Raw genomic sequence first — 22977 nt, forward strand, 5'->3', positions numbered from 1 at the left:
CCCGGTAAAGCGTCTCGCCTATAGTCACGTGCTGTTCAGCTGTTATCGCCAGTGGGCTGGCGACAGACTCTGTTCGGTTGGAATCGAAGCCAACCAAGGACATTTTTTGATGGCTGGCAGAACGTTATACCTTTTGCAATGTGATGGCCGGAACTATGACTGTGATACTCTGCCTCTCGGGCTATAGTGGCGTTTCAGCCACTGGCTTAAGCCTTCCAGGCCTGGAAACAATACCCGTTCGGTAATATTGGACTGGTCGAGCTTATCACGAATTTCCCATTTTAAATCGGCTGGAATAATCAGTTGCTGAGCGTCGGTGCGGGTCTGGTCGATCAGATCCTGAAGCGTAAATTCGGCATTGGATGCCACAGAGAACAGGGCGTGTTGATTGATAATGCGGCCATCCAGTGACGGCGGCTCGAAAAACAGGAAAAAGTCAGACTGGCCCAGCTGGTCAAACACCTCCAGCTCGCCTACCAGTTGTGTTAACAGTTCCACCGTAAACACATTGCCGCCGGTTTTCTCCAGTTGCCGGGCCATATCCACCGGCAGTTGTTTAAACGAGTCGTGATAATTTACCTTCCAGATCACCGCATCTTCAGAGCTGAGATCAATATCGGCGGTCGCAAAATGCATTGCCACCATAGGTGAATAAGTCCAGTCGAGCAGGCGGGTGGGCAGGCCATGGTGCTGTGCCAGGGTAAGCCAGTGCCAGATGGAACGGTTGGTATCGAAGCTGTCATGGCCGTATTTCTGGAAGTTTCTGAGCAGGTGACGTTCCAGTTGGGCATAGTTGCCGCCAAGGCGCGCGAGAGAGGTTTTTAAATCAAAGCGGCTGTCAGGCAACCCGCGAAATACATAGGGCGAACGGTAGCGGGCAATAGTCGGGTTCCAGGAACCATCAAACAATAATTCCTGTAAATGCTCCCATGACTGGGCGACAAGGGTTTTCATCAACACCTCCGGAAATAAAGAAAAAGGGGCGGACTAAAAAGGGGTCGTAGTTAATTTCTTTGAGTTTGGGGTGCTTGTTAATGATCAATATAGAAAATTAACTACGACCCCTTTTTAGTCCTTCTTACCTTTTTACAGATCAGTGTAGTCAGGTTTTATGACCAATTAAGGAAATACAGACAAAAAGCTATGGGTGGAAGTGAATACAGTACTGCCTTTTGGCAGTACTGTTTAACAGGTCAGAGGATAGCGGTCAGAGCGTCGGCGATATAATCCACATTCGAGGTGCTGATGCCGGCGATATTCACCCGGCTGGAGTCAACGAAATAAATGGAGTAGTCATTACGCATCTGCTGCACCTGCTCGGGGCTGATGCAAAGGTATGAGAACATGCCCTTTTGACTGTTGATAAACTCAAAGTCTTTACTGGCCCCTTTATCTTTAAGTTTGCTAACCAGCAGGCGGCGCAGAGTCTGCATCCGTTCACGCATGTCTGATACTTCACCCAGCCATTCGTTTTTCAGTTCATCACTGTTAAGAATAATATCTACCAGTGCACCGCCATAGGACGGAGGCATAGAGTAGATACCACGGGCAATGGACTGGATCTGAGTCTGAATTGCATCACGAACATTGCGGTTGGTGGTGACCATTGCCGCCAGGCCCACACGTTCACGGTACAGACCAAAGTTTTTTGAGCACGACGCTGCCACGATTAACTCTGGTAAATTATCGGCTAAAAGACGTAAACCGTAGACATCGTCTTCGATTCCGTCGCCAAATCCCTGATAGGCAATATCCAGAAAGGGCAGGAATTCACGCTGTTGTGCCAGTTCCAGCACTTTGTGCCACTGTTCTTTGGTCAGGTCGGCACCGGTAGGGTTATGGCAGCAACCATGCAGTAGTACTACATCACCTTTGTTGACCTTTTCCAGGCAGGCAACCATATCGTCAAAGCGGATACCGGCCTGATCTTTATCGAAATAGGGGTAGGTTTCGATCTTGAGCCCGGCACTGCCAATCAGCGGAATATGGTTAGCCCAGGTAGGGTCACTAACCCATACGGTGAGCTCACCATTACAGCGATTAAGCAGTTCGGAGAGGATACGCAAGGCGCCACAGCCTCCCGGGGCCTGCACCGCTGCCACCCGTTCTTCAATCAGGGTTTTGTGGCCTTTACCTAACAACAACTCCAGCATACCACTGATATAGCCTGGCACGCCCTGTGGGGTGATATAGGTTTTGGATTCTTCATTGGCCAGCAGGATCTTTTGTGCCTTGGCAACCGAACTCAGAATAGGGGTACGGCCCTGTTCATCCTTATATACGCCTACACCTAAATCCACTTTTTTAGGATTAGTGTCCTGTTTAAAGGCGGTAGATAAACCAAGAATAGGATCAGCAGGTAACTGCTTAAGCACTTCTAACATGATATCCCTCTGTAAAATTGACCTTAAGGCCTGGTAGGTTGATCGGTAAGTGGGCGTATTATACCCAAGTAGCCCTAAAATACGAGCCTCAGAGCGTCCCGCAGGGCGGGTTGTCAGCGCTCAAAGTGGCTGGAAAAACTAATGGTTTTTGTGGCTTCACCCTGGTTGTTGAAGGTACGTTCTGACCAGTGCAGATGGCCCTTATTGTCCATCAGCAACAGGGTGGAGCTTCGGGTTCCGTAGTCTTCACCGCGAATAAAAATCGATGACAGCTGTTTCTCCCATTCTCTGGGTATGCCTGTTTCAGGCAAATCAGCATCATTAGCTTGCTGAGCATCTTTTAAAATGCTGAACAGTCGTTCATCTTCAGGCTGTATATTATCCAGATTAGCTGACAATGCCTGTACACCACGGCTGGTTTTAGGCCATGGGCTGTTTATGTCGGCGTTGGAAAGGCCGTAAATGCCGGTATCCAGGGTGGTATGGCTGTTTGTGTGGTTATTATAAACGTTCAGTTGTACACCGCTACCGGGCCGATATTGGCCAAACAACAGGTTATAGCCGTTGAACGCTTCCCGGCACTGTTCCAGCCATTGCAGGTAACCTTTGGGAGTCGCGGCATGCTCAGCCTGTTTTAGATAATCCAGTACCAGCTTGCCGCGGCTTTTGCGATTTGCAACCATTCGCTTTGGATCGCGAATATTGGTCAGTGCCGCTATGCGCCCATGGGTTGTTACGCCCATCCAGCTTCCACCGGCTTCAAGATCTTTGCCTGCCAGCACCTCAGGTGAATCCGGCCAAAACCCTGATTGCGCTGTCGGCCGGGCGAAAAACTCATCCCGGTTCGCCGCAATCACCAGCGGGTAGTGTGGGTTTTTGTTTACGGCAATAAACAGGATACACATCAGGGTTTTTGTCTGCGCTTGTCTGCTTCAGTGTAGAGATCCTGCAATTGTTTCAGATAGGTTTCAGTATCTATACCGTTGCCCACTGCGGCCTCTTCATGCATCAGGCTGAAGGTGTAACCCGGGCGCTGGGAAAATTCGCCTTGCTTAAGCTGGTTCCAGCCTATAATCGCCACCAGTAAAATACCCGAACAGACCAGCGTGATGCGGTTGCGCTTAGCGGTCGACTGATGAAAGGCAAGCAATAAGGTAAGCCATAACAATAAGGCAAAGATCAGCATCAGGCCGAGATGTTCAATTACCGGCCAGCCCGGTAGTTGTGGAAAATTAAAATCAATCCAGTGATTTACCTTTGACAGCCCCATACTCAACAGGGCAATCAGCCATAAAACGGAGAACAGACTGGAGAGTCGTACATCCTGTTTTTGTAACCTCGACAGCAAGGCGAACAGCAATGGCCAGACCGACAGCATGACAAATTCAGTGAACAGGCTTGGCAATGCTTTACCAATTTCAAACTCGGTAAAGGTATGCTGATAACTTTCAAACACTAACGCGGTGGCATATAAAAAGCCCATAAACAGGGCAAAGCGCCAATGGGTCAGGATATCCAGCCTGGTTTCGATAGCGCTGAGTTTAATTGCCGGAGGCACAGTATTGTTACTGTTAAACAGCCGCAGTCGTGTTTTACCCAGGGTTACGATATCGTTCTTGCTAACAGCCGCTTTGTCACATTTTCTGCCATTAACACTGAGCCCGTTAATCGACCCCAGATCGACCACTTCAATCTTATGGCTATCTGGATCCTGCTTAATCAGTGCATGTTCAGCACACACATAAGGGTCGGTAAGGCGAATATGATTTTCATAGCCGCGGCCAATACTGACAGTGTCATGGTCAAACTGATAATGTTTTACCTGTTTGTTATTGGCAGAAAGTTTCTCAATCACTATTGCCATGCCAGTGTCTCCATAAAGCGTTTGCTAAAGGCCAGACTAAGGGGGCGTGATACGCCAGCGAGGGTGAAATGGCTTAGCAGTCCCTGGTTTTTCTGGTCATAACTGGCTCCAAGCATCAGCACATCATAGAGCTGGTCAAAATCCTTATAGGCGCGAATACAGAACAAAAATCGTACCTTCATACCATGCTGATTGTGTACCCGCTGTTGTTCACACTGATAATTGGTGCTGAATTCTTTAGCGGTATTGTTGCCGGGCCCTGCCGATTGCAGGCTCTGTTCATAGAGATTATAAAATGCGCTGTCAGAGAGTTTGTCAGAGCTTATCCATTCATACTCAAGCTCAAGGCTGCCGGTGCGCAATTTGTTATTCAGGTATATTTCCTCATCCAGCCGACAGCGTTTTTGTGCAGTAAGGTAGCGGGCCTCTTTGTCATTGGCATTAGAATTGCCCCAGCACGGCAGGAAATCAACGACTTCTCCTGCCACATCAGCCCTGCCAAGTGCCGTCAGAGGCCAGGGGGAATCAGTGAAAGGTTCAAGCAAGCGTTTCTGGTTAGCCAGCAACTGTTGTTCAATTTCCGCCATAAAATCTTCAAGAGCGGGTTCTTCAGCGCGGGATAATAATTGTGTAAGTTTATTAAGTGGCACTAAAAAGCCAATCTGATTACCGGCAGTGGCCACATTCACGCCCACCACCTGGCCCAACGCATCTACCGTGGGCCCGCCACTCATTCCGGGGTTGATTGAGCCGGTAAAATGAATTTTCTGATTAAAACTGTTTTTCTTCAGCCCGTTGAAGGTGCCGGGAACAACAATCATGCCCAGATCATGAGGGTTGCCGAGAGAATAAATATCGTCTCCCTGAGCGGGCAAATGTTTAGCCACAGGTAAAAAATCCGAACCTGCTGTATCACGACGCACCATGGCCAGATCGTTCACCACATCAATGTGTTGCAAGCTTAAAAGACCAGATTCGCCGTTGGCGGTAAGGTACTCGATACGATATTTTTCCGGATAGAATACTTTGTCGGCAATAACATGGTAATTGGTTACCATCAGGCCGTCTTCACTGACCTGAAAACCAGAACCGATGGAGGACTTATTCCCGGATTCCACTTCAATCATGCGGATCTGAAACAACGCCGACTGATAGTGGCCAAATAATTCTCTGGCATTTTCCTGAGACTGCAAGGGAATGGCAGTGCACAGAAGGGTGATAAACAGAATCAGGCTTCTGGAAAGTACAACAGATAAGTGCATGAGTTTACCGTAACAACAAATTGGCCCCTATTGTGCCTTATACCCATACAATTAGACAATTAGCTCGCTCTGAGTTGATTGATTCTTTGCACAGACAGCCTCCCGCACGTGGCACGTGGTAAGAGCGGTTAAAGCTCGACAAGCCAGTGCGCATGTCGGATCATTTGCCCGAGTGATATTATCGGGCAGTGTTGATGAGTAATAAACGAGCCATTATGACCCTGGGACCTGACGTGCCACGCAGAGGCGGCCGATTCAGCCGTTGGCTGGGCTTTACCGTGCTGCGGTTAATGGGATGGAAGCTGGAGGGAGAATTTCCCAATCTAAACCGTTTTGTGGGCTGTGTGGCACCGCATACCTCTAACTGGGATTTTGTCATTGGCCTGGCTACCGTATTTGCGCTGCGTCTGAACGTCTCTTTTTTAGGAAAACATAGTTTGTTTGTCGGGCCATTGGGCTGGTGGATGCGGCGTATGGGCGGTATCGCTGTGAATCGCAGTGCTTCTCACGGGGTTGTACAACAGGTAAGCGAGCGGATTGCCGCTGAGCCCACCATTCTGGCTGTGGCTCCGGAAGGCACCCGTAAGAAGGTGAGACACTGGAAAACCGGTTTCTTACATATTGCCAAAGCCTCGGGTGTTCCCGTGCTGCTTATTTATTTTGATTATAAGCGCAAAGTTATCGGATTTGGGCCTTTGATGAAAATCGGCGATGATACGGACTCAGAAATGGCTAAGATCAGGGCATTTTATGCTGATGTCACTGCCCGGCATCCCGATAAGGTCTGAGCGCTGCTTTCAGGCCCTGTGTTCAGGTGCTGCAACATATCGTAATAATTACAAGATTGACTAAGGGGATTGCGTTGGATTTTAAAGGTTTTACCACCAGGCTGGTACATGCTGACCGTTTGCTTAACAAGCCAGAAGACGGAGCGGTGCATCAGGCGACAACAAACTCAGTGCTGTTTGAGTATCAGCAGGTTGAAGATCTGGTGGATGTATTCCAGGGGCGTCAGAACGGCCATGCATATTCCCGACAGTCCTCGGGGTCCATCAATGCCCTGCAGAATATGCTTGCAGCAATGGAGGGGGGAGTCGCGGCACTGACCTTTGCCACCGGAATGGCGGCGATCACCACCACCTTGCTTACCTTGTTGCGTCAGGGTGACCACCTTATTTTAAGTCAGTTTTTGTTTGGTAACACCAACAGCTTTGCCAATACGCTGCGTGGTCTGGGAATCGACGTGTCGCTGGTAGATGTTACCGATGTTAAGCAAGTGGAAGCAGCGATTCAGGACAATACCAAAGCCGTGTATCTGGAAACCATTGCAAACCCTGTTACTCAGGTGGCTGATTTGCAGGCCATCGGCACGTTATGTGAGCAGCATAAATTGGTGTATATGGTGGACAATACTATGACACCGGCTTATCTGTTTGATGCGAAAGCCGCGAAGGCTTCCCTGTTGGTGGGTTCGCTTACCAAATATATAGCCGGTCACGGCAACGTGCTCGGCGGTGCAGTAATTGACACCGGGCTGTATGACTGGCAGCAATTCAGCAACATTAATCCGGCGTTCAAATCACAGCCTGTGGAAATGTGGGGTATCACTCAGATTAAGAAAAAGGGGCTGCGGGATATGGGAGGGTGCCTGACGCCCGACTCGGCACACCTGATTTCTGTGGGAATGGAAACTCTGGGTTTGCGCATGGAAAAATGCTGTAACAATGCACTGAAACTGGCCACTTTTCTGGCCAGCCATGACAAAGTGGACAAGGTCTACTACCCGGGGCTGTCTGATCACCCCCAGCATCAGCTCTCACGCCAGTTATTTAAATACTATGGCGGTATTCTCAGTGTCGACTTAAAACCCGGACTGGACTGCTTTGCCTTTTTGAATAAGCTCAAACTGGTACTTAATGCGACGCACCTTGGCGACACCCGTACCCTTGCGATCCCGGTAGCGGATACTATTTATTATGAGATGGGTGCCGAACAGCGTTCCAGGATGGCCATCAGCGACAACATGATCCGCTTCAGCGTAGGCATTGAAGATATTGAAGATGTCGTTGATGACTTTAAACAGGCATTGGATGCGATTTAGTCCGGTAATTAAGGCATACTTGGTTTAAGAGGAGTTGTGTTTAGCTACGTACGGGAGCACTGATGGCGGAGATTAATACCATACTGCTGTTTGTCGGTGCCTTGCTGGTGTTGAGTATTCTCGCCAGTGTGCTCTCCGATCGCCTTGGTGCACCACTGCTGCTGGTGTTTCTGATTATGGGGATGCTGGCAGGAGAAGAGGGCATTGGCGGAATTGAGTTTCACAGCCCGGAACTCAGCTTTCTTATTGGCTCTGCTGCGCTGGCGATTATCCTCTTTGATGGTGGTATGCGCACCCGTAAAGAACGTTTCCGGGTGGCCCTCTGGCCAGCAATCAGTCTGGCTACGGTCGGGGTGGCCTTAACCTGTTCGCTGACCGCTGCAGGTGCAGTGTATTTCTTTGACTTGCCCTGGCCAACGGCGTTTTTGATTGGTGCTATTTTAAGCTCTACCGATGCAGCGGCGGTATTTGGTATCTTTCAGTCCCGTGGGGTGGTGCTTAAACAGCGCGTTGCGTCGACCCTGGAAATTGAATCCGGTACTAATGATCCCATGGCGGTTATTCTGACCATGGCCCTGACAGGGGCGCTGGTGTCAGGTGACGAACTCAACCTCGGTCCGTTAGCGGTGGATGTGGCCTGGCAGATGCTGGTGGGTTTGATTGCAGGCTGGCTGGGCGGCAAAGGCTTTGTACTGCTGGCCCGGCGGGTGCCCCTAAGCTTCAGTTTCCTGCCCATTCTGGCAGCCGCCAGTGCTATTTTTGTATTTGCCATGACCAGCCATATCAACGGCAGCGGATTTCTTGCCGTTTACCTGATGGGTTACCTGATTGGTAATGCCAGATTGCCGCATTTGATGCACATTCTGCAGGTGCAGGATGGGCTGACCTGGCTTGGGCAGATCCTGATGTTCCTTATTCTGGGCTTACTGGTTACCCCCTCTAACCTGATTGCGCATGCGCCGCTCGCCATATCTGTTGCGATGGTCCTGATCTTTGTTGCCCGCCCTGTTGCCGTGCTGGTGTGCCTGTTACCCTTCTCTTTTCCCTGGCGTGAACAACTGTTTATCAGTTGGGTCGGCCTACGAGGCGCCGTACCCATTATTCTGGCGTTGTATCCCTGGTTATCTGGTCTGGAAGATCAGGAACTTTACTTCGACGTGGCTTTTTTTGTGGTGTTGATCTCACTCTTTGTACAGGGGTGGACGATGGCGCCCATTGCCCGTTGGCTGGGGCTGGAAGTTCCCGAATCCCCGCATCCCCGGGAATGTGTGCCTCTGGAAAGTATCGCCAGCGAAGATCCCCTTGAGGTGATGTCTTTTCCCATCAGTGCCGATGTTCCTGCTTTTGAGCATAAATGGTTCGAACTGAATTTCAGCGCAGATATTGCTTATGCCGGCGTGATTCGAGAGCAGATATGGTTGCCACCTGACCCCAATAGTCGTTTGCTTGATGGAGACACATTGTTGGTATTGGCAAAAGCCGCAGATATGAACAGCATCAGCCGTGTACTTGCCGCCAGTGGTGAGGGTAGAAAACTCAAGGAGAGTGAGTTCTTCGGGGACTTCAGTCTGCACGGTGATCTGACTCTTACCGAAGTGAATAACTTTTATCCCCTCGGGAGTCTGGCAGACAAAATTGCCGATCTCAGCTTGTCAGAGTATTTTGGTATGAAATTCCACCGTCGTGTGGTTATCGGCGACAGCTTGCGCTTAGGGCAGGTGATACTGACAGTGCGTGAACTGGATGATAAAGGCAGGATCCTCAGTCTTGGTATCAGAGGGGCGTAATAAAACGGCCAGCTAAGCTGGCCGTTTTACTATGCTTCAGTGACCTCGGGATTATTCAAAACCCAACGTAATCTGACCACGTATTTCACCATCCGGGAAAGCATCGGTATGGAAGTTAGTGTAAAGGCCACTGGCCTGCATTAATGCCATCTGATCTGCGTCCAGTGTTGCGTCCAGCGTCCATAAACCAGCTTCGGGGTTTTCCAGTGCCACTACCACAGGACCATTTTCACCGGTATCGCCGACGTGAATATGTCCCGCATTAGGCGTAATGTCGCTCAGATTCAAAATGGCTTTAATAGTCATAGTGCTGGTATTCAGGGTAATCGCCCCGACACCACTGGCGGTTGTATCCACCGCTGGTACTTCCTGTGCGCCACTGGCGACAACACCGTAGACTTCAATGTTGGCCGGTGTTATCTGACCACGCAGTTCACCACCAGGATTAGCCGGGGTATGTACATTGACGTAATGTCCCCCTTCAAGCAGTTGCGCTGCATTGGCCTCATCGATTACTGCACCGGCTGGGGTCATCCAGACATTCGCGTTATCAGGATGCTGTTCCAGGGTGACATATACCGGACCATTTTCTCCGGCATAACCGGCATGGATATGAGCCATCGAGGCATCTTCAACACCTGAGGTAACTGCCACCAGTTTAACGGCCAGACTTTCAAGATTAACCGTTGCATAACCACTGCCGCTTGCCATGGAGTCCACCTGAGGGATCTCCTGGCTTCCACTTAATGGGAAGGTGACCATAGCGACACCCTCAGCAAGGATCTGCCCTCTGACTTCACCACTGGGGTTTTCGTCGGTATGCACATTAAGATACCACTGGCCATTTTTCAGCGCACTGACCTGGCTATCCAGCAGGTTAGTCGGGTCTAATGTATAGGTATCCTCAGAAGTGGCTGTCAGAGGAAATGCTACCGGGCCATTCATGCCAATATCACCGGCATGAACATGTGCACCGGTTATGTTCTCTATACCTGAGGCATCCAGACTGACTGCAAAAAGACGGTTTTCCTCATCCAGCGAAACAGTGGCGGTTGCACTGCTGTCTGTCATAACTGCGGGTACTTCCTGAGCACCGCTAAGCGTAACGCTGAAAGATTCTGTTGTATTCAACATAACCGGCTCGGGCACACTGTCATCCACAACCACTGCCTGTAGCGGCAATCCACCGCCTGTGGCATCCATTGCGATAGCACTGATAACGTCACCCGCTGTCAGGTCTACCATCAATGGACCAATAGCGGCATCTTTGCTGCCCGCCGGTGTAATGGTCACATAGTAGATACCTGCATCCAGTTGTACATATCCGGTGTTTGCCAGATCTTCAGGATTGTAGGGAATATCAGCAAAATTTGGATCAGCGTCGCTGATATCGTCAGTGGCGGTCACATAGATATCCACGTCACCGGCCGTCGGCGCGTTATGGATCAGGCGCACCTTAGCCGCAGTGGCCAGTGAACGATTATCATCAGCCAGAAGTGCCAGATTAATATCTGCCAGATTATTGGTGGCGATGGCGGTATAACTCATTCCTACAGCCGGGCTGAGTGGAATGTCATCCAGCGCCACAATACTGTTGTCGGCATCTGCGACCACATCTACCAACAGATCTGTTGCCGGTACCGGCAGGTAATCCGTAGCATTGGGGTAGCTCAAACCGTCGAGCTGATAATGAATTGGCATTTCTGCGTTGTTGACCAGCACATCAACATCCGGGGAATCCGGGCTACCATGAACTACCCGTAAGTTTGCACCGGTTTGGGAATCCCAGATTTTAGCCGAACCTTCACCATCGGCGGCAAGCAGGGTAACCGGAGATGTCCCTGCACCGACGTTAGTCGTCGCAGCAATCATCAGATCAGCACCATCGCCAAGATCTACAGTTCCGGAGTCATAAACAACATTCTGCGTGCCTGCGGGAGTGAGGCGTATCTGGTACTCACCAGCGGTAACCTCTGCCTGCCCGGTGAATTCTGTAAATGATAATGTAGCCAGGGCCTGTGCACTACTCAGGTCGTCACCCGGCGCAGTGACATAAATATCAACCATAGGGGCGTCCGGAGCGGCATGTACAACCTGAACTCTGGCACTACCACTGGTGACATTGGTAACAGCATTTTCAATAATCAGTGGTTCGATGGTCTCAACTTTACCAATAGCAAGTACGTCGTATCGTGTGTCACCATCCAGTTCCAAATCTACCGGGCCAATCACCGTGCTGCTGGTTTGGTCGGGTAGTACTGCGTCGACCTGGACTGAGTAACTGCCTTCTTCAAGGGTTATCCAGGGAGATGAAACCTGATAATCCACATTCTCCAGTCCGGCCAGTATTTCATCTTCAGCAAGGACATTGACGCCAGGAGCGTCTTCAACCGCATGAGTAACCCGTACAAAAGTGTCAGCCGCTGCAGGCGGTGGAGCGGGGGCTGGCTCGGGAGTCTCTAATGTGTCGCTGTCACTATCGAGCCAGCAGCCAGAAAGCGCCAGCGATAAACCTGAGATCGCAAAGAGTTGCGTGATCCCTTTCATAGTTATCTCCTCGTTGTTGTTAGTGCCTTTGCGACTACGGGGGGGATTGTGGAAGGGATCACATTTATTTAACAGGTTGCGAAAGCATATATGTTCAAAAATTAGAATGATATTGCCTATTTATTGCGATTTTAATTCTTTTTAATCGTATTAAAATTCCATCATAGAAATTGTTCAGGAAAATATGCAAGGAGTCTAAACGATGAAAAATGTTCTGATAATCAACAGCAGTCTTAATGGCAGTGCCGGTAATTCTAATCAACTGACGGCAAGTTTTGTCAGTCAGTTGCAACAACAAGCAGAGGTTAAACTGACTCAGCGTGATCTGTATGACGCAAACCTGCCTCACCTTAGTAGTGAGGAAATGCAGGCCTGGATGACAGACAAGTCCGAGCGCAGCGAAGAACAACAGCAATTGGCTGCTGTGTCTGACCAGCTTATTGAAGAGATACAGCAAAGCGACATTGTGGTGATTGGCATGCCAATGTATAACTTTGGTGTACCTTCTGTATTCAAAGCCTGGATTGACCGGATTGCAAGGGCGGGTATCACATTCAGATATACAGAAAATGGGCCGCAGGGGCTGATTGAGGGTAAAAAGGTCTATGTATTGGCAGCTCGCGGTGGTTTGTATGTCGGTACTGAGAAAGACAGTCAGAGTCAATACCTTAAAGACGTTCTCAGTTTTATTGGTATGAGCGACATTGAATTTGTCTACGCCGAGGGCCTCGCCATGGGGGAGGAATCAGCCCAGCAAAGTTTTGTTCAGGCAAATGATAAAATTTTTGAACTTATTGAAAAACAGATTGCCTGAATATTTGCAGTGAGTAAGGGTTTTACCCTTATGAAAGTGTGTTCCTAGTTGAGTGTGCTCTTTAAGCCCCATCATCCGATGGGGCTTTTTTTATGTACGCTCAAGGAGAGTGCGCCGAAAATATCGGGAATACTTTCGGCGATGTGCGGGCAAGGACGTAGGTTGGACTTCAGTCCAACAGCAATGTTTACTTCAACACCGTTGTCGGAATAAATTCCAATCTACAGATTGCTGGCCAATGTCTGCTCCAGAGTTTCTATAAAATCTTCATCTAATGGTTTGGTAAAAGACGTGTATGACTCCACCACATCACCATTGGCATCGACCAGATATTTATAGAAATTCCACTTTGGTGTCGTGCCAGACTTTTCTGCAAGCATGCGATAAAGTGGGTCTGCATCGTCACCTCTGACCGGCATGGGTTCAAACATAGGAAACTGAACACCATAGGTCAGTTCACACAGCTCAGCGGTTTTGGATTCGTCTTCATCCTCCTGATTGAAGTCATGAGATGGAAAGCCCAGCACCACAAAGCCTTTGTCTTTATAGTCTGAATACAACTTTTCCAGCCCTTCAAACTGCTCCGTAAAGCCGCAGTAGCTGGCAGTATTGACGAAAAGCAGGGTTTTTCCCTGAAAGCTCTCACACAGGTTAACCGTTTCCTGTGAGTTAAGTTTGCGCTTTACATATTTGAGCAGGTCAGGGCACTGATTGGCACTGGCGGTTCCTGCCACCAAACTGATAAACAATGCAATAAAACGTTTTTTCATGGGACTACCTTGAAGATTAGGGTAAAAGTATGTTCGGACTTTACGCCCGTTAGTGCAACAAAGATCAGTGCAAATTTGCGCAACTGAATTAAATTGCGCTTTAATGGGCGGAATTACTGATGCCAATTGAGGAATAATAAGAATGCTGAAAAGCCCTAAAACGTTACTGGTGCTGACTATTTGTGCAGGCCTTAGCGCCTGTGCCGCCACACAGACACCACAAAGCAGCGCAACACAGGAAACAGCCTCGGCACCGAAAAAGACAGTAGAGGCGGCCAAACCTCATAGTGCATCCGGTGACACGATCACGTTAGAGCAGATTATGGCCGATCCCGACTGGCTGGGTCGTCAGCCGGAGTCGCCTTATTGGGGACTGGATAGTGTGACTGTGCGTTATCAGCGTAAACAACAAGGCTCTGAGGTACGTAATATCTGGCAGACCAGTGCTGCCGAAGGAGGCAATGGCAGCCCGGTTGATCTGGCTGAGTATCATCTGGCTGATAATGAACAGAGAGTTTTTAATCAGGACTACAGCAAAGTAGCCTGGTTGTTTGAGGGGAATCTTTATGTAAAAGATATGACCTCCGGCAAGGTTATGCAGCTGACTCGTTCAGATCAGTCAAAAAAACACCCGATGTTTTTGCTGGATGGCAGGCTGGCCTATCAGAGTAATAACAGTATTCATGTTATCGATCCTGATAGCGGGCTCAGCAGGCAACTGGTGAGCTGGAAGTTCAGTGAAGCCCCCAAGGCACTTGAGGAGCCGGATGACTACCTGGCCAAAAAGCAACTTGAGTTGATTAAATATGTGGGTAAAAAGCGCCAGGAGAGAAAGCATCAGTTTGATAAGAAGCAGTCTCTGAAGGCTGGAAATGCCACCATGGTGCCGGAGCCTTTCTATTTCGACCCGGACTATGAAACCGTGCAGGCCAGCTTGTCACCAGATGGCCAGCGTCTGATCCTTGCGATTCAGGAAGATGTACCGCAGCGTGATGACGACGACATCATGCCTAACTATATCGGCGAAGATGGCCGTATAAAAACCGAATCGGTCAGACGTATGGTGGTGGATGCAAAGCCCCATAGTCAGGAGCTTTGGTTGCTGGATCTGCAGAATCATAGCCAGGCGAAACTGGGTTATGAGTCATTGCCGGGATACAACGAAGATGTGTTGGCTGAGGTTAAACGTGAAAATGCCGAGGCAAAAGGTGAGAGCTATACCACCAACAGGTTACCTCGTGATATTGGTCTGATTACTGACTGGTACTGGACACAGAGTGCCATAAACTGGCATAGCAATGGTCAGCAGGTAGCAGTGATGCTCAAAGCCTGGGATAACAAAGATCGCTGGATTGCCACAGTGGACTTTGACGATAACCGTCTGGTGAGTGAGCATCGCCTGCACGATGATGCGTGGATCAACTATAAGTTCAACAGCTTTGGCTGGCTGAATAATAGTGAGACCCTGTATTTTCTGTCAGAGCAGTCTGGCTATGCACACCTTTATACCAAAACGCCCGGTGCTAAAGAGCTGGCGATAACTTATGGTGATTATGAGGTGGACGACCTGACACTGACCAGGGATGACAGCCATATTTACTTCCGTGCCAATATCAAACACCCGGGGATTTATGAAATCTATCGCGTGAATCTCAGAGATGGTGAAATCGAAGCCATGACGGACATGGGTGGCAATAACCAGTATGTGCTCAGCCCCGATGAAACCCAGCTGTTACTTACCCATGGTACAGTGACTATGCCAGAAGAGCTGTATGTGCAAAAAGCAGAAATTGGTGCCAGACCGGTAAAGCTGACAGATACTGTGAGTGAGGCATTTAAATCTATGCCCTGGTCAGCACCTAAAATTGTGCCAGTCCCGTCAAGCCATACCGATAAGCCGATTTATTCCAAGGTATATCTGCCAGAGGACTATCAGGCCGGTGAACCCAGAAAGGCAGTTGTTTTCAATCATGGTGCCGGTTACCTGCAGAATTCTCATCTGGGCTGGTCAGGCTATTTCCGCGAATTTATGTTCCATAGTATGCTGGTGCAGCAAGGGTATGTGGTCATGGATATGGATTATCGTGCCTCTCAGGGCTACGGCCGCGACTGGCGCACCGCTATTTACCGGCAAATGGGAACCCCGGAAACCCAGGATCTGCAGGATGGGGTAAAATGGTTAACACAAAATGCCAACGTCGATGGCAATGAAATTTGTACCTATGGTGGTTCTTACGGTGGCTTTATGACCTTTATGGCGTTGTTTACCGCACCGGACTTGTTCCAGTGTGGTGCTGCGCTGCGACCGGTTACTGACTGGGCTTATTATAACAGGCCTTATACCAGCAATATTCTCAACACACCCAATGTGGATGAGCTGGCCTATACCCGCAGTTCCCCCATATACTATGCCGAAGGATTACAGAAGCCTTTGCTGATCAATGCACCCATGGTAGACAACAATGTATTTTTTGTGGATGTGGTGCGGTTGGTACAACGTTTGATTGAGTTGGAAAAAACCGACTTTGAAACGGCTATTTATCCGGTAGAGCCTCATGGTTTTCGTCAGCCCAGTTCCTGGCTTGATGAATACCGTCGTATTTATAAGCTATTTGAAGAAAATCTGAACTAAACCGGTATATATCAATAAAAAAGCCCCTGTAGCGCAAGTTACAGGGGCTTTTTTATCAGCTATAGAACGCGGTCTTAAAGGAAATTTAACCGCGGAGGATAGAAGGGCTTAGTATCTTCGCGCCTTTGCGCCTCAGCGAGATCAAGCAAAAGCAGAATGATCTCGCAAAGGCGCGGGGGGCGCAAAGAAGAACAATATCGTGTAGATACAAGGGTCCAATTTATTGGACTTGTGCGGCCAACTCGCGTTGTCAGACGAACAATTTTCATCCTTCGGTTCGCAAAACAATACATCCCTGTATTCGCATTCGCCCCTACAACAATCCTGTATCTCTGCGAGATAACACTGTGCTGTCAAAGGAGCTGGGCACGCCCGATATCGACATTCGGGCATGACAGGCGGTCATTCCCGCATGCTTTTGGCGGGAATCCAGTGCCTTTGATGATGGTACATTTACCGCGGAGACGCTGAGGCCGCAGAGATTTTTATCTCTGGTCACTTTCACCTCCGCGTTCTCTGCGACTTTGCGGTAGAACGCTTTTAGTCCTAGCCGGTGTTGCGCATCCCTACTGCGATACCCGCTATGGCTACCATCATGGCCCGCTCCAGCACGGGATTCGCATCGCTTTGATTGCGAACACGATGCAGCAGTTCTACCTGAAGCATATGCAAAGGTTCAAGGTAACCAGCACGGATTTGCATAGATTCCTTGCCCTGAGGATCCTGCTCCATTGAGCTGTTCTGCTTCATTAACTGCAATAGCAATGCCTGGCTATGTGCCAGTTCGTCACGTAGCCCTTTACCAAAGTGACGCAATTCTTCTGGCACCAGACGTTTGTCATACTCCAGCGCAATGCGTGGGTCGGCTTTGGCAAAAACCATATCCAGCATCGACAGGCGTGTTTTAAAAAACGGCCAGTGCTCAATCATTTGCTCCAGCATGTCTTGCTTACCATCTTGTATCGCCGTTTCCACAGCTTTCATCACGCCCAGCCAGGAAGGTAGCACCATGCGATTCTGCGCCCAGGCAAAGATCCAGGGAATCGCGCGCAGGCTCTCTACACCGCCATCAGGCTTGCGTTTTGACGGGCGACTACCCAGTGGCAGTTTACCCAGTTCTTCCTCAGGCGTAGCTGCACGGAAATAAGGTACAAACTCCGGATCATCTCTGACCACATGGCGATAATTGTCTCTGCCGTGTGCGGCCATCGTTCTAATCAATTCGCGCCAATCATCTTTGGGTGCGGGAGGAGGCAGTAACATTCCCTCAAGAATGGCACTGGCGTAGAGCTTAAGGCTGCGTTTGGCCAGCGGCGGCATGCCGAACTTATAACGTATGGTTTCGCCCTGCTCGGTAACCCGGAAACCGCCTTTGAGTGAACCCGGTGGCTGAGACAATATCGCAGCATGGGCTGGTAAACCACCACGGCCGATTGTGCCACCGCGGCCATGAAATAACGTCAGGTTAACACCCATCTCGTCAGTCAGAGCTACCAGTTTTTCCTGTGATTCATATTGTGCCCAGCCTGCTGCCAGGGCACCGGCATCTTTAGCCGAATCTGAGTAGCCGATCATGACAAATTGCTGACTCTGGATATAGCCACGATACCAGTCAATATCCAGTAACTTGCCGATTACATCCGGAGCGTTGTTGAGATCTTCCAGGGTTTCAAACAGGGGAGCCACGGGCATTGGCCAGTCAATTCCTGCTTCATTGAGCAACAGTTGCACACACAGGATGTCTGAGGGTTGGCTGGCCATTGAAATCACATAAATTCCAAAGCCCTGCTGGTCGTTTTCAGCCAACACCTGGCAGGTCTCTAACACTTCCTTTGCCTCATCAGACGGTTGCCATTTTCGTGGCATCAATGGCCGTTTGGAGGCCAGCTCTCTGAGCAGGAATGATTGTTTGTCTTCCTCACTCCAGCTCAGATAATCTCCGATACCGAGATAGCGTGTTACTTCGCTGAGTACCTGACTATGGCGCTCGGAGTGCTGACGCACATCCAGCTTGAGCAGGTGAATGCCAAAGCAATGGGCGCGGCGGATAGTATCCAGCAATTCACTGTTGGCGACGATATCCAGACCCGTCTCTGTTAACGAGTGATAACAAAGCATCAGCGGTTCGAGCAATTCATTTTGGCGAGTGATCCAATTCGACTGATCAACTCTCTTGCCGTCGAGAACATCATCAATACCATCATGGGTTGCTTCTAACCTGTCGCGAAGCTGACGCAATATATAGCGATAGGGTTCGCGATGTTCACCGGCTTTGTGCCTGAGCGCATCATTACAATCACTCATCGACAGCTCAACCTGAAGCTTGTTGATGTCACGATAAAACAATCTGGCAGCGGTTTTTCGAGCCAGCAAAAGCACTTTGGCAGTCACGTCTGCTGTGACAAAGGGGTTGCCATCGCGATCACCGCCCATCCATGAAGAAAAGCGAATAGGACAGGCATCCAGTGGCAGGCTCTCAGAAAAATGCTGTCTGAAACTGGCGTTCATTTCACGCAGACAGGCTGGCACTGCATCCCAGAGGGAATTTTCAATTACTGAGAACCCCCACTGTGCTTCGTCAACCGGCGTAGGACGCTCGGAACGGATTTCCTCTGTATGCCAGGCCTGACTGATCAGGGCAGCAATGCGGTCAAGAAGTGCTTTACGCTCATTTTTATCGGGTTTTTTACCGTTAATATCGGCCAGGCAATTGGCCAGCTCACTATATTTATGGATAAGCGTTCGGCGGGTGACTTCTGTGGGGTGGGCCGTTAACACCAGATCAATTTTAAGTTGCTTCAGTGCCGTGGCGAAATCTGTTGCCGGTGCTTCTGACTGATTCAGTTTTTGGTGCAGCTCTGCCAGTGGATCATTGGTATCTTGTGAACTGTTATATTCCTGTTCTGCAATATTGGCCAGGTTCAAAAACTGTGCAAAGGCCCGGCCAACGGTTAATAGCTGTTCATCTTCAAGCTCACTAAACAGCTTCTGTAAAGCCTGAGTGGCGGATGCTTCACCTTGCGCTGAGCTTCGGCCTTGTTTGCGAATGCTCTCAATTCGCTCAAGCCACTGTTTACCCAGTTGGGCTTCGATGGTTTCACCGAGAACACTGCCGAGTTGACGTACCGTATCCATCAACTGATGATCTATCGTCTCTGTCATGCATTGCCTCCTTTAGGGCGTAGCCCTTTCAGTAAGATATCCAAATAATCTCAGAATAGGAGTTTCAGAGACTCCTGAAGGGCGGGACTAAAAACGCTTTATGTGGCGTGAGATGTTGTTGAGTTTGGGGTCACCAAACCTTTCTGCATCTGCCTTGCCTAAACGCTTTTATTTACCGCTGAAATCTGCATTCTGAGGTTACTTGGGTAAATGTGTAATTTTATTACAATACTAGGATTTTGCGGCAATGTCGAAAATAATCCCGGTTTCATCCAGTCAGTGCACTGACAAGCCGTGTTGCAGGAGGATTTGATTTTATCCGTTTAATCCGCTCCAAAAGGTTGCTGTGGCAGGGCTACACTTGTATGACGGAATTGTCCTCCAGAGATACGGGCGAGGGAACATAGTGATCTGCACTCCAGTCATTTTCCCAGTTTTTATCATCCAGCAAATAGCGAAACTGATATTGGTTGTTTCTGGGCAGGTCTATCGTAGTAGTGAATGTGCCATTTTTCAGTCGTTTCATCGGTTGGGTTTGGGTATCCCAGTTATTAAATTCGCCCACCAATCGTGCGGTTTGCGCGGCGTTCGCTTGCTCTTCAGAGAGTTTAAAGGTGACTTTTCAGGTACTGTTTCTTCATGCTCATAGCGGTCTCCTCGGGTGGGGATGAGGTGTAATAAAATTACAGTATTTCCGTATTACATCAGGTTCGCGCAGAACGTCATCGATTGCTCGGCAATATGCTTATCGCTGTAAGCCTGATATTTACAGAGCTAATAGGTAAGTATAGCTAAAGTTATCGTCAGAGATGTGTTATCGACATCCCGGGGTAAGACCGACATGAACATAAAAAAAAGCCCCGGTATCCGGGGCTTCAGAATTCTGGCTCTAAGCCAATGACTTAACGATGACCTGTCCTTGGTTTAGGTGGGCGGGCTTCATTTACTACCACAGATCGACCGGACATATCTTTACCGTTCAGACTTTCAATAGCGGCTTCTGCTTCAGCACGATCATCAAACTCGACAAAACCAAAACCTTTCGAGCGATTAGTTTCACGATCTGTAATGATTTTGGCTGAACTTACCGCACCAAAAGCAGCAAAAGCGGCTTCTAAATCAGCATCTGTCATTTGATATGACAAGTTTCCTACATATAGTTTCATTGCTTAGTTTCTCACGGCTGTTGTCTCTCTACGCCATCAAGGAGCCAACAGCCAGAATCACCCGATGTCGTTTGGATAGCGACCATGCCATCCAATCATTAAGCTCTAGTGTAGGGTTAAAGTTTCAACAAGCGCAATAAAGATTTGTTGCCAGCAGAGGGATTTTTTGTTCAGGCAGGGAATAATCTTAGTTTTACAGGGCTTTAACCTATTTTAAAAGGCGTGGAGGGGTTGAAAAAGCACGCTGGTGCACAAAAACCGTTCAATCGCGGCTTTGTTTGCAGTAGAGTAGTACTATGCCATGATCGGCAAAAGGGAATAACAGGGTCGATAAGAAGGAGAATAAAACAAGGTCGAGCCGACAATAATAATGAGACATGTCAGGAGGACTAATGGGCCAGTCCCGGAATAACAGTCAATTTGATACCTTTTTCGAAACCTCAGCGCAACCTATGCTGCTGTTGGATTTAGTCAGAATAAAAAGTGCCAATATTGCGGCTGTCCAATTGCTAGGTTGCGAGCATGTTGATTGTTTACTTGAGACTAACTTGCGTGACTGGTTAAAGCCCGACGATCATGGAGGGCTTGAGACAACCCTTATAGAGACGCTGAATACCGGGCAGAGTAAAAGTCGCTGGTCCTGGTTGACCCCACAAAAGCACCCTGTAGAAACAGAGAGTTACCTGACCCGTATCGAAAGTGATGATGACATACTGCTGCATTGTGCGCTTCAGCACCTGGATGAATTCGGGCCCAGTGCCCGGGTGCAACTCCAGCTCTATCAACAGATGTTTGATGGTTCGACGGAAGCCATTATCATTACTGATGTTAATGAAAGAATACTCTATGCTAATCGGGCATTCAGTGAAATGTTGGGATACTCGCTGACTGAATTAGTGGGGGCCAACATCAGATTAATGCGTTCATCTAAACATGATGAAACGTTTTTCTCTCAGATTCAGAAAAGCCTGAAAAGCAAGGGGTTCTGGAGCGGCGATATCTGGGACCGAAGCCGCAACGGGCAGGAGTTACCTCGCCATGTTCGCCTCAGCACTATTGTCGATGAATTCCGCCGCCCCCGCTATTTTGTGGGCGTTTACACAGAAATAGACACCAGAGAAAGTCGTATGCTGCAACTGCAGGAGATGGCGTACCATGATGATCTCACGGGTCTGCCAAACCGCGCCCTGTTAATGCAATTATTGCCTCACCATATAAGTCAGTGTAAGCGATCCGATGCGGGTTTTGCGTTAATGTTTCTGGATTTGGACAAGTTCAAACCCATTAATGACTCGATGGGCCATGATGCCGGTGATGAAATACTTAAACAGGTGGCGGACCGATTTTGCACAGTACTCAGAAACAGTGACACAGTGGCTCGGCTGGGGGGCGATGAATTTGTAATTCTGGTGACAGATGTATCTGGTGCGGCCTCAGTATCCGGTGTGGCAGAGAAGCTACATCGCTGTCTGGATCAGCCCTTTTTGGTGAAAGGCCAGTCAGCGAAAATCAGCACCAGCATTGGTATCAGCCTGTTTCCGGATAACAGTAAAGAGCCGGAAACCCTGATTAACCAGGCTGATATTGCTATGTACCGGGCCAAAAAGCGGGGGCAGAATCAGCATGTTTTTTACAGTGAAGATTTGAATCAGGAAGTTGTACGATTTAAGCAGATCGAAATGGAGATCCGCGACGGCCTGATCCGACAGGAGTTTGTACCCTATTATCAACCACAGGTTGATAGTCGCAGCGGCGAAATCGTAGGCGTGGAGTGTCTGGCCCGCTGGCTGCACAAAGACAGGGGCGTTGTGTCGCCCATCGATTTCATTGCAGTGGCCGAAAAATCTGGTCTGATTCAGGAAATGTTTATGCAGGTGCTGGCAAAAGCGATCGGCGATATCGGTGACTGGAAAAAACACTATGATGCCGATATTCAGGTTTCAGTGAACATTTCCGGTAGCCAGTTTTGTGATCAGCATAATATTGAACAAATGTCTGCGATGCTGCGGGATTCAGGCGTCAATCCCGACAAGTTTAAAACGGAAATTACAGAAAGCTCGCTGATGGATAATGGCCAGTATCTCCTCGAACGACTGAGTTGGGTAAAAACAGCCGGTTTCAGTATTGCACTGGATCATTTTGGCAGTGGGTACTCCAGCTTACGTCAGTTACAGAACCTGCCTCTGGACACCTTGAAGATTGACAGTTCGTTTATTACCGGTATGACCAGTCAGCCGAGAGATAAGGTGATTATCAAGGCGATCATTCAATTATCAAAAACCCTTGATATTGATGTGGTGGCTCAGGGTGTAGAAGATGCCGATCAGGCCGACTTTCTCACCCAGAATGGTTGCCATGTAATGCAGGGCTATCATTTCAGCCATCCTCTCCCGGCCGAAGATTTTGCCCGTTTGCTGGCCACTAAACAGTTTTCTGAATAGCTAGAGCCGGTTTTGTGTCGCTAATTACTGTGGGACAGCGATGATGT

Annotated in this window: 15 protein-coding genes and 1 pseudogene; 6 read left to right on the forward strand and 10 right to left on the reverse strand. The window is 49.0% G+C overall.

Annotated elements, in window-relative coordinates; translation table 11 throughout:
* Nucleotides 1-153: 153 nt before the first annotated feature.
* From CDA54_RS00370 to CDA54_RS00390, 5 genes are all read right to left on the reverse strand, one after another.
* Nucleotides 154-954 (reverse strand): FRG domain-containing protein, encoded by an 801-nt coding sequence (locus CDA54_RS00370; RefSeq protein ID WP_099033018.1) that lies wholly within the window; start codon nt 952-954, stop codon nt 154-156.
* Between the two features lie 239 nt (nt 955-1193).
* Complete coding sequence (locus CDA54_RS00375) at nt 1194-2384, reverse strand: amino acid aminotransferase (RefSeq protein WP_099033019.1); 1191 nt, start codon at nt 2382-2384, stop codon at nt 1194-1196.
* Nucleotides 2385-2497: 113 nt separating this feature from the next.
* Nucleotides 2498-3289 carry an NRDE family protein gene (locus tag CDA54_RS00380; protein ID WP_099033020.1) on the reverse strand — a complete coding sequence of 264 codons (792 nt, stop codon included), beginning with the start codon at nt 3287-3289 and terminating at the stop codon, nt 2498-2500.
* A complete protein-coding gene (locus tag CDA54_RS00385) occupies nt 3289-4248 on the reverse strand; it encodes an FHA domain-containing protein (protein ID WP_099033021.1) in 960 nt (319 codons plus the stop codon). Before CDA54_RS00385 ends, CDA54_RS00380 begins: the two co-directional genes overlap by 1 nt.
* Complete coding sequence (locus CDA54_RS00390; protein WP_099033022.1) at nt 4239-5510, reverse strand: S1 family peptidase; 1272 nt, start codon at nt 5508-5510, stop codon at nt 4239-4241. Before CDA54_RS00390 ends, CDA54_RS00385 begins: the two co-directional genes overlap by 10 nt.
* A gap of 194 nt (nt 5511-5704) precedes the next feature.
* Between CDA54_RS00390 and CDA54_RS00395 the strand changes: the two genes are divergently transcribed.
* The 3 genes from CDA54_RS00395 to CDA54_RS00405 all read left to right on the forward strand — a co-directional run bounded on the left by CDA54_RS00395 (nt 5705) and on the right by CDA54_RS00405 (nt 9398).
* Complete coding sequence (locus CDA54_RS00395; RefSeq protein ID WP_099033023.1) at nt 5705-6298, forward strand: lysophospholipid acyltransferase family protein; 594 nt, start codon at nt 5705-5707, stop codon at nt 6296-6298.
* A 74-nt stretch (nt 6299-6372) separates the two neighbouring features.
* Nucleotides 6373-7611, forward strand: coding sequence for a cystathionine gamma-synthase family protein (locus CDA54_RS00400; protein WP_099033024.1), 1239 nt, complete (start codon nt 6373-6375; stop codon nt 7609-7611).
* A gap of 62 nt (nt 7612-7673) precedes the next feature.
* The gene (locus CDA54_RS00405; RefSeq protein ID WP_099033025.1) at nt 7674-9398 is read left to right on the forward strand and encodes a potassium/proton antiporter; all 1725 of its coding nucleotides are present in this window, start codon (nt 7674-7676) and stop codon (nt 9396-9398) included.
* Between the two features lie 51 nt (nt 9399-9449).
* On the opposite strand, the gene CDA54_RS00410 is transcribed toward CDA54_RS00405, so the two are convergent.
* Nucleotides 9450-11945, reverse strand: coding sequence for a CHRD domain-containing protein (locus CDA54_RS00410; RefSeq protein ID WP_099033026.1), 2496 nt, complete (start codon nt 11943-11945; stop codon nt 9450-9452).
* 202 nt (nt 11946-12147) lie between these two features.
* Here CDA54_RS00410 and CDA54_RS00415 point away from each other — a divergent pair, with 202 nt between their 5' ends.
* Entirely contained in the window at nt 12148-12759 is a 612-nt protein-coding gene (locus tag CDA54_RS00415) for an FMN-dependent NADH-azoreductase (protein ID WP_099033027.1), read from the forward strand.
* A 221-nt stretch (nt 12760-12980) separates the two neighbouring features.
* On the opposite strand, the gene CDA54_RS00420 is transcribed toward CDA54_RS00415, so the two are convergent.
* Nucleotides 12981-13529: a glutathione peroxidase gene (locus CDA54_RS00420; RefSeq protein WP_099033028.1), complete on the reverse strand. Its 549-nt coding sequence runs from the start codon at nt 13527-13529 to the stop codon at nt 12981-12983.
* A gap of 142 nt (nt 13530-13671) precedes the next feature.
* Between CDA54_RS00420 and CDA54_RS00425 the strand changes: the two genes are divergently transcribed.
* Nucleotides 13672-16161 (forward strand): S9 family peptidase, encoded by a 2490-nt coding sequence (locus tag CDA54_RS00425; RefSeq protein WP_099033029.1) that lies wholly within the window; start codon nt 13672-13674, stop codon nt 16159-16161.
* 546 nt (nt 16162-16707) lie between these two features.
* On the opposite strand, the gene ppc is transcribed toward CDA54_RS00425, so the two are convergent.
* From ppc to CDA54_RS00440, 3 genes and pseudogenes are all read right to left on the reverse strand, one after another.
* The gene (ppc, locus tag CDA54_RS00430; protein WP_099033030.1) at nt 16708-19323 is read right to left on the reverse strand and encodes a phosphoenolpyruvate carboxylase; all 2616 of its coding nucleotides are present in this window, start codon (nt 19321-19323) and stop codon (nt 16708-16710) included.
* 355 nt (nt 19324-19678) lie between these two features.
* Nucleotides 19679-19970 (reverse strand): annotated as a pseudogene (locus CDA54_RS00435) (isoamylase early set domain-containing protein).
* Between the two features lie 255 nt (nt 19971-20225).
* Nucleotides 20226-20489: an RNA recognition motif domain-containing protein gene (locus CDA54_RS00440; RefSeq protein ID WP_099033031.1), complete on the reverse strand. Its 264-nt coding sequence runs from the start codon at nt 20487-20489 to the stop codon at nt 20226-20228.
* 392 nt (nt 20490-20881) lie between these two features.
* On the opposite strand from CDA54_RS00440, the gene CDA54_RS00445 reads away from it, so the two are divergent.
* Complete coding sequence (locus tag CDA54_RS00445; protein ID WP_180237069.1) at nt 20882-22930, forward strand: bifunctional diguanylate cyclase/phosphodiesterase; 2049 nt, start codon at nt 20882-20884, stop codon at nt 22928-22930.
* Nucleotides 22931-22977: the final 47 nt, after the last annotated feature.

Origin of the sequence: Lacimicrobium alkaliphilum, assembly GCF_002591895.1 — a bacterium.
In the GTDB taxonomy this organism is placed as follows: Bacteria; Pseudomonadota; Gammaproteobacteria; order Enterobacterales; family Alteromonadaceae; genus Lacimicrobium; species Lacimicrobium alkaliphilum.

Bases quoted from the DNA above. Each gene is read 5' to 3' on its own strand.
- CDA54_RS00370 (WP_099033018.1), bottom strand. From the start codon at position 954: ATGAAAACCCTTGTCGCCCAGTCATGGGAGCATTTACAGGAATTATTG.
- CDA54_RS00375 (WP_099033019.1), bottom strand. From the start codon at position 2,384: ATGTTAGAAGTGCTTAAGCAGTTACCTGCTGATCCTATTCTTGGTTTA.
- CDA54_RS00380 (WP_099033020.1), bottom strand. From the start codon at position 3,289: ATGTGTATCCTGTTTATTGCCGTAAACAAAAACCCACACTACCCGCTG.
- CDA54_RS00385 (WP_099033021.1), bottom strand. From the start codon at position 4,248: ATGGCAATAGTGATTGAGAAACTTTCTGCCAATAACAAACAGGTAAAA.
- CDA54_RS00390 (WP_099033022.1), bottom strand. From the start codon at position 5,510: ATGCACTTATCTGTTGTACTTTCCAGAAGCCTGATTCTGTTTATCACC.
- CDA54_RS00395 (WP_099033023.1), top strand. From the start codon at position 5,705: ATGAGTAATAAACGAGCCATTATGACCCTGGGACCTGACGTGCCACGC.
- CDA54_RS00405 (WP_099033025.1), top strand. From the start codon at position 7,674: ATGGCGGAGATTAATACCATACTGCTGTTTGTCGGTGCCTTGCTGGTG.
- CDA54_RS00410 (WP_099033026.1), bottom strand. From the start codon at position 11,945: ATGAAAGGGATCACGCAACTCTTTGCGATCTCAGGTTTATCGCTGGCG.
- CDA54_RS00415 (WP_099033027.1), top strand. From the start codon at position 12,148: ATGAAAAATGTTCTGATAATCAACAGCAGTCTTAATGGCAGTGCCGGT.
- CDA54_RS00420 (WP_099033028.1), bottom strand. From the start codon at position 13,529: ATGAAAAAACGTTTTATTGCATTGTTTATCAGTTTGGTGGCAGGAACC.
- CDA54_RS00425 (WP_099033029.1), top strand. From the start codon at position 13,672: ATGCTGAAAAGCCCTAAAACGTTACTGGTGCTGACTATTTGTGCAGGC.
- ppc (WP_099033030.1), bottom strand. From the start codon at position 19,323: ATGACAGAGACGATAGATCATCAGTTGATGGATACGGTACGTCAACTC.
- CDA54_RS00440 (WP_099033031.1), bottom strand. From the start codon at position 20,489: ATGAAACTATATGTAGGAAACTTGTCATATCAAATGACAGATGCTGAT.
- CDA54_RS00445 (WP_180237069.1), top strand. From the start codon at position 20,882: ATGGGCCAGTCCCGGAATAACAGTCAATTTGATACCTTTTTCGAAACC.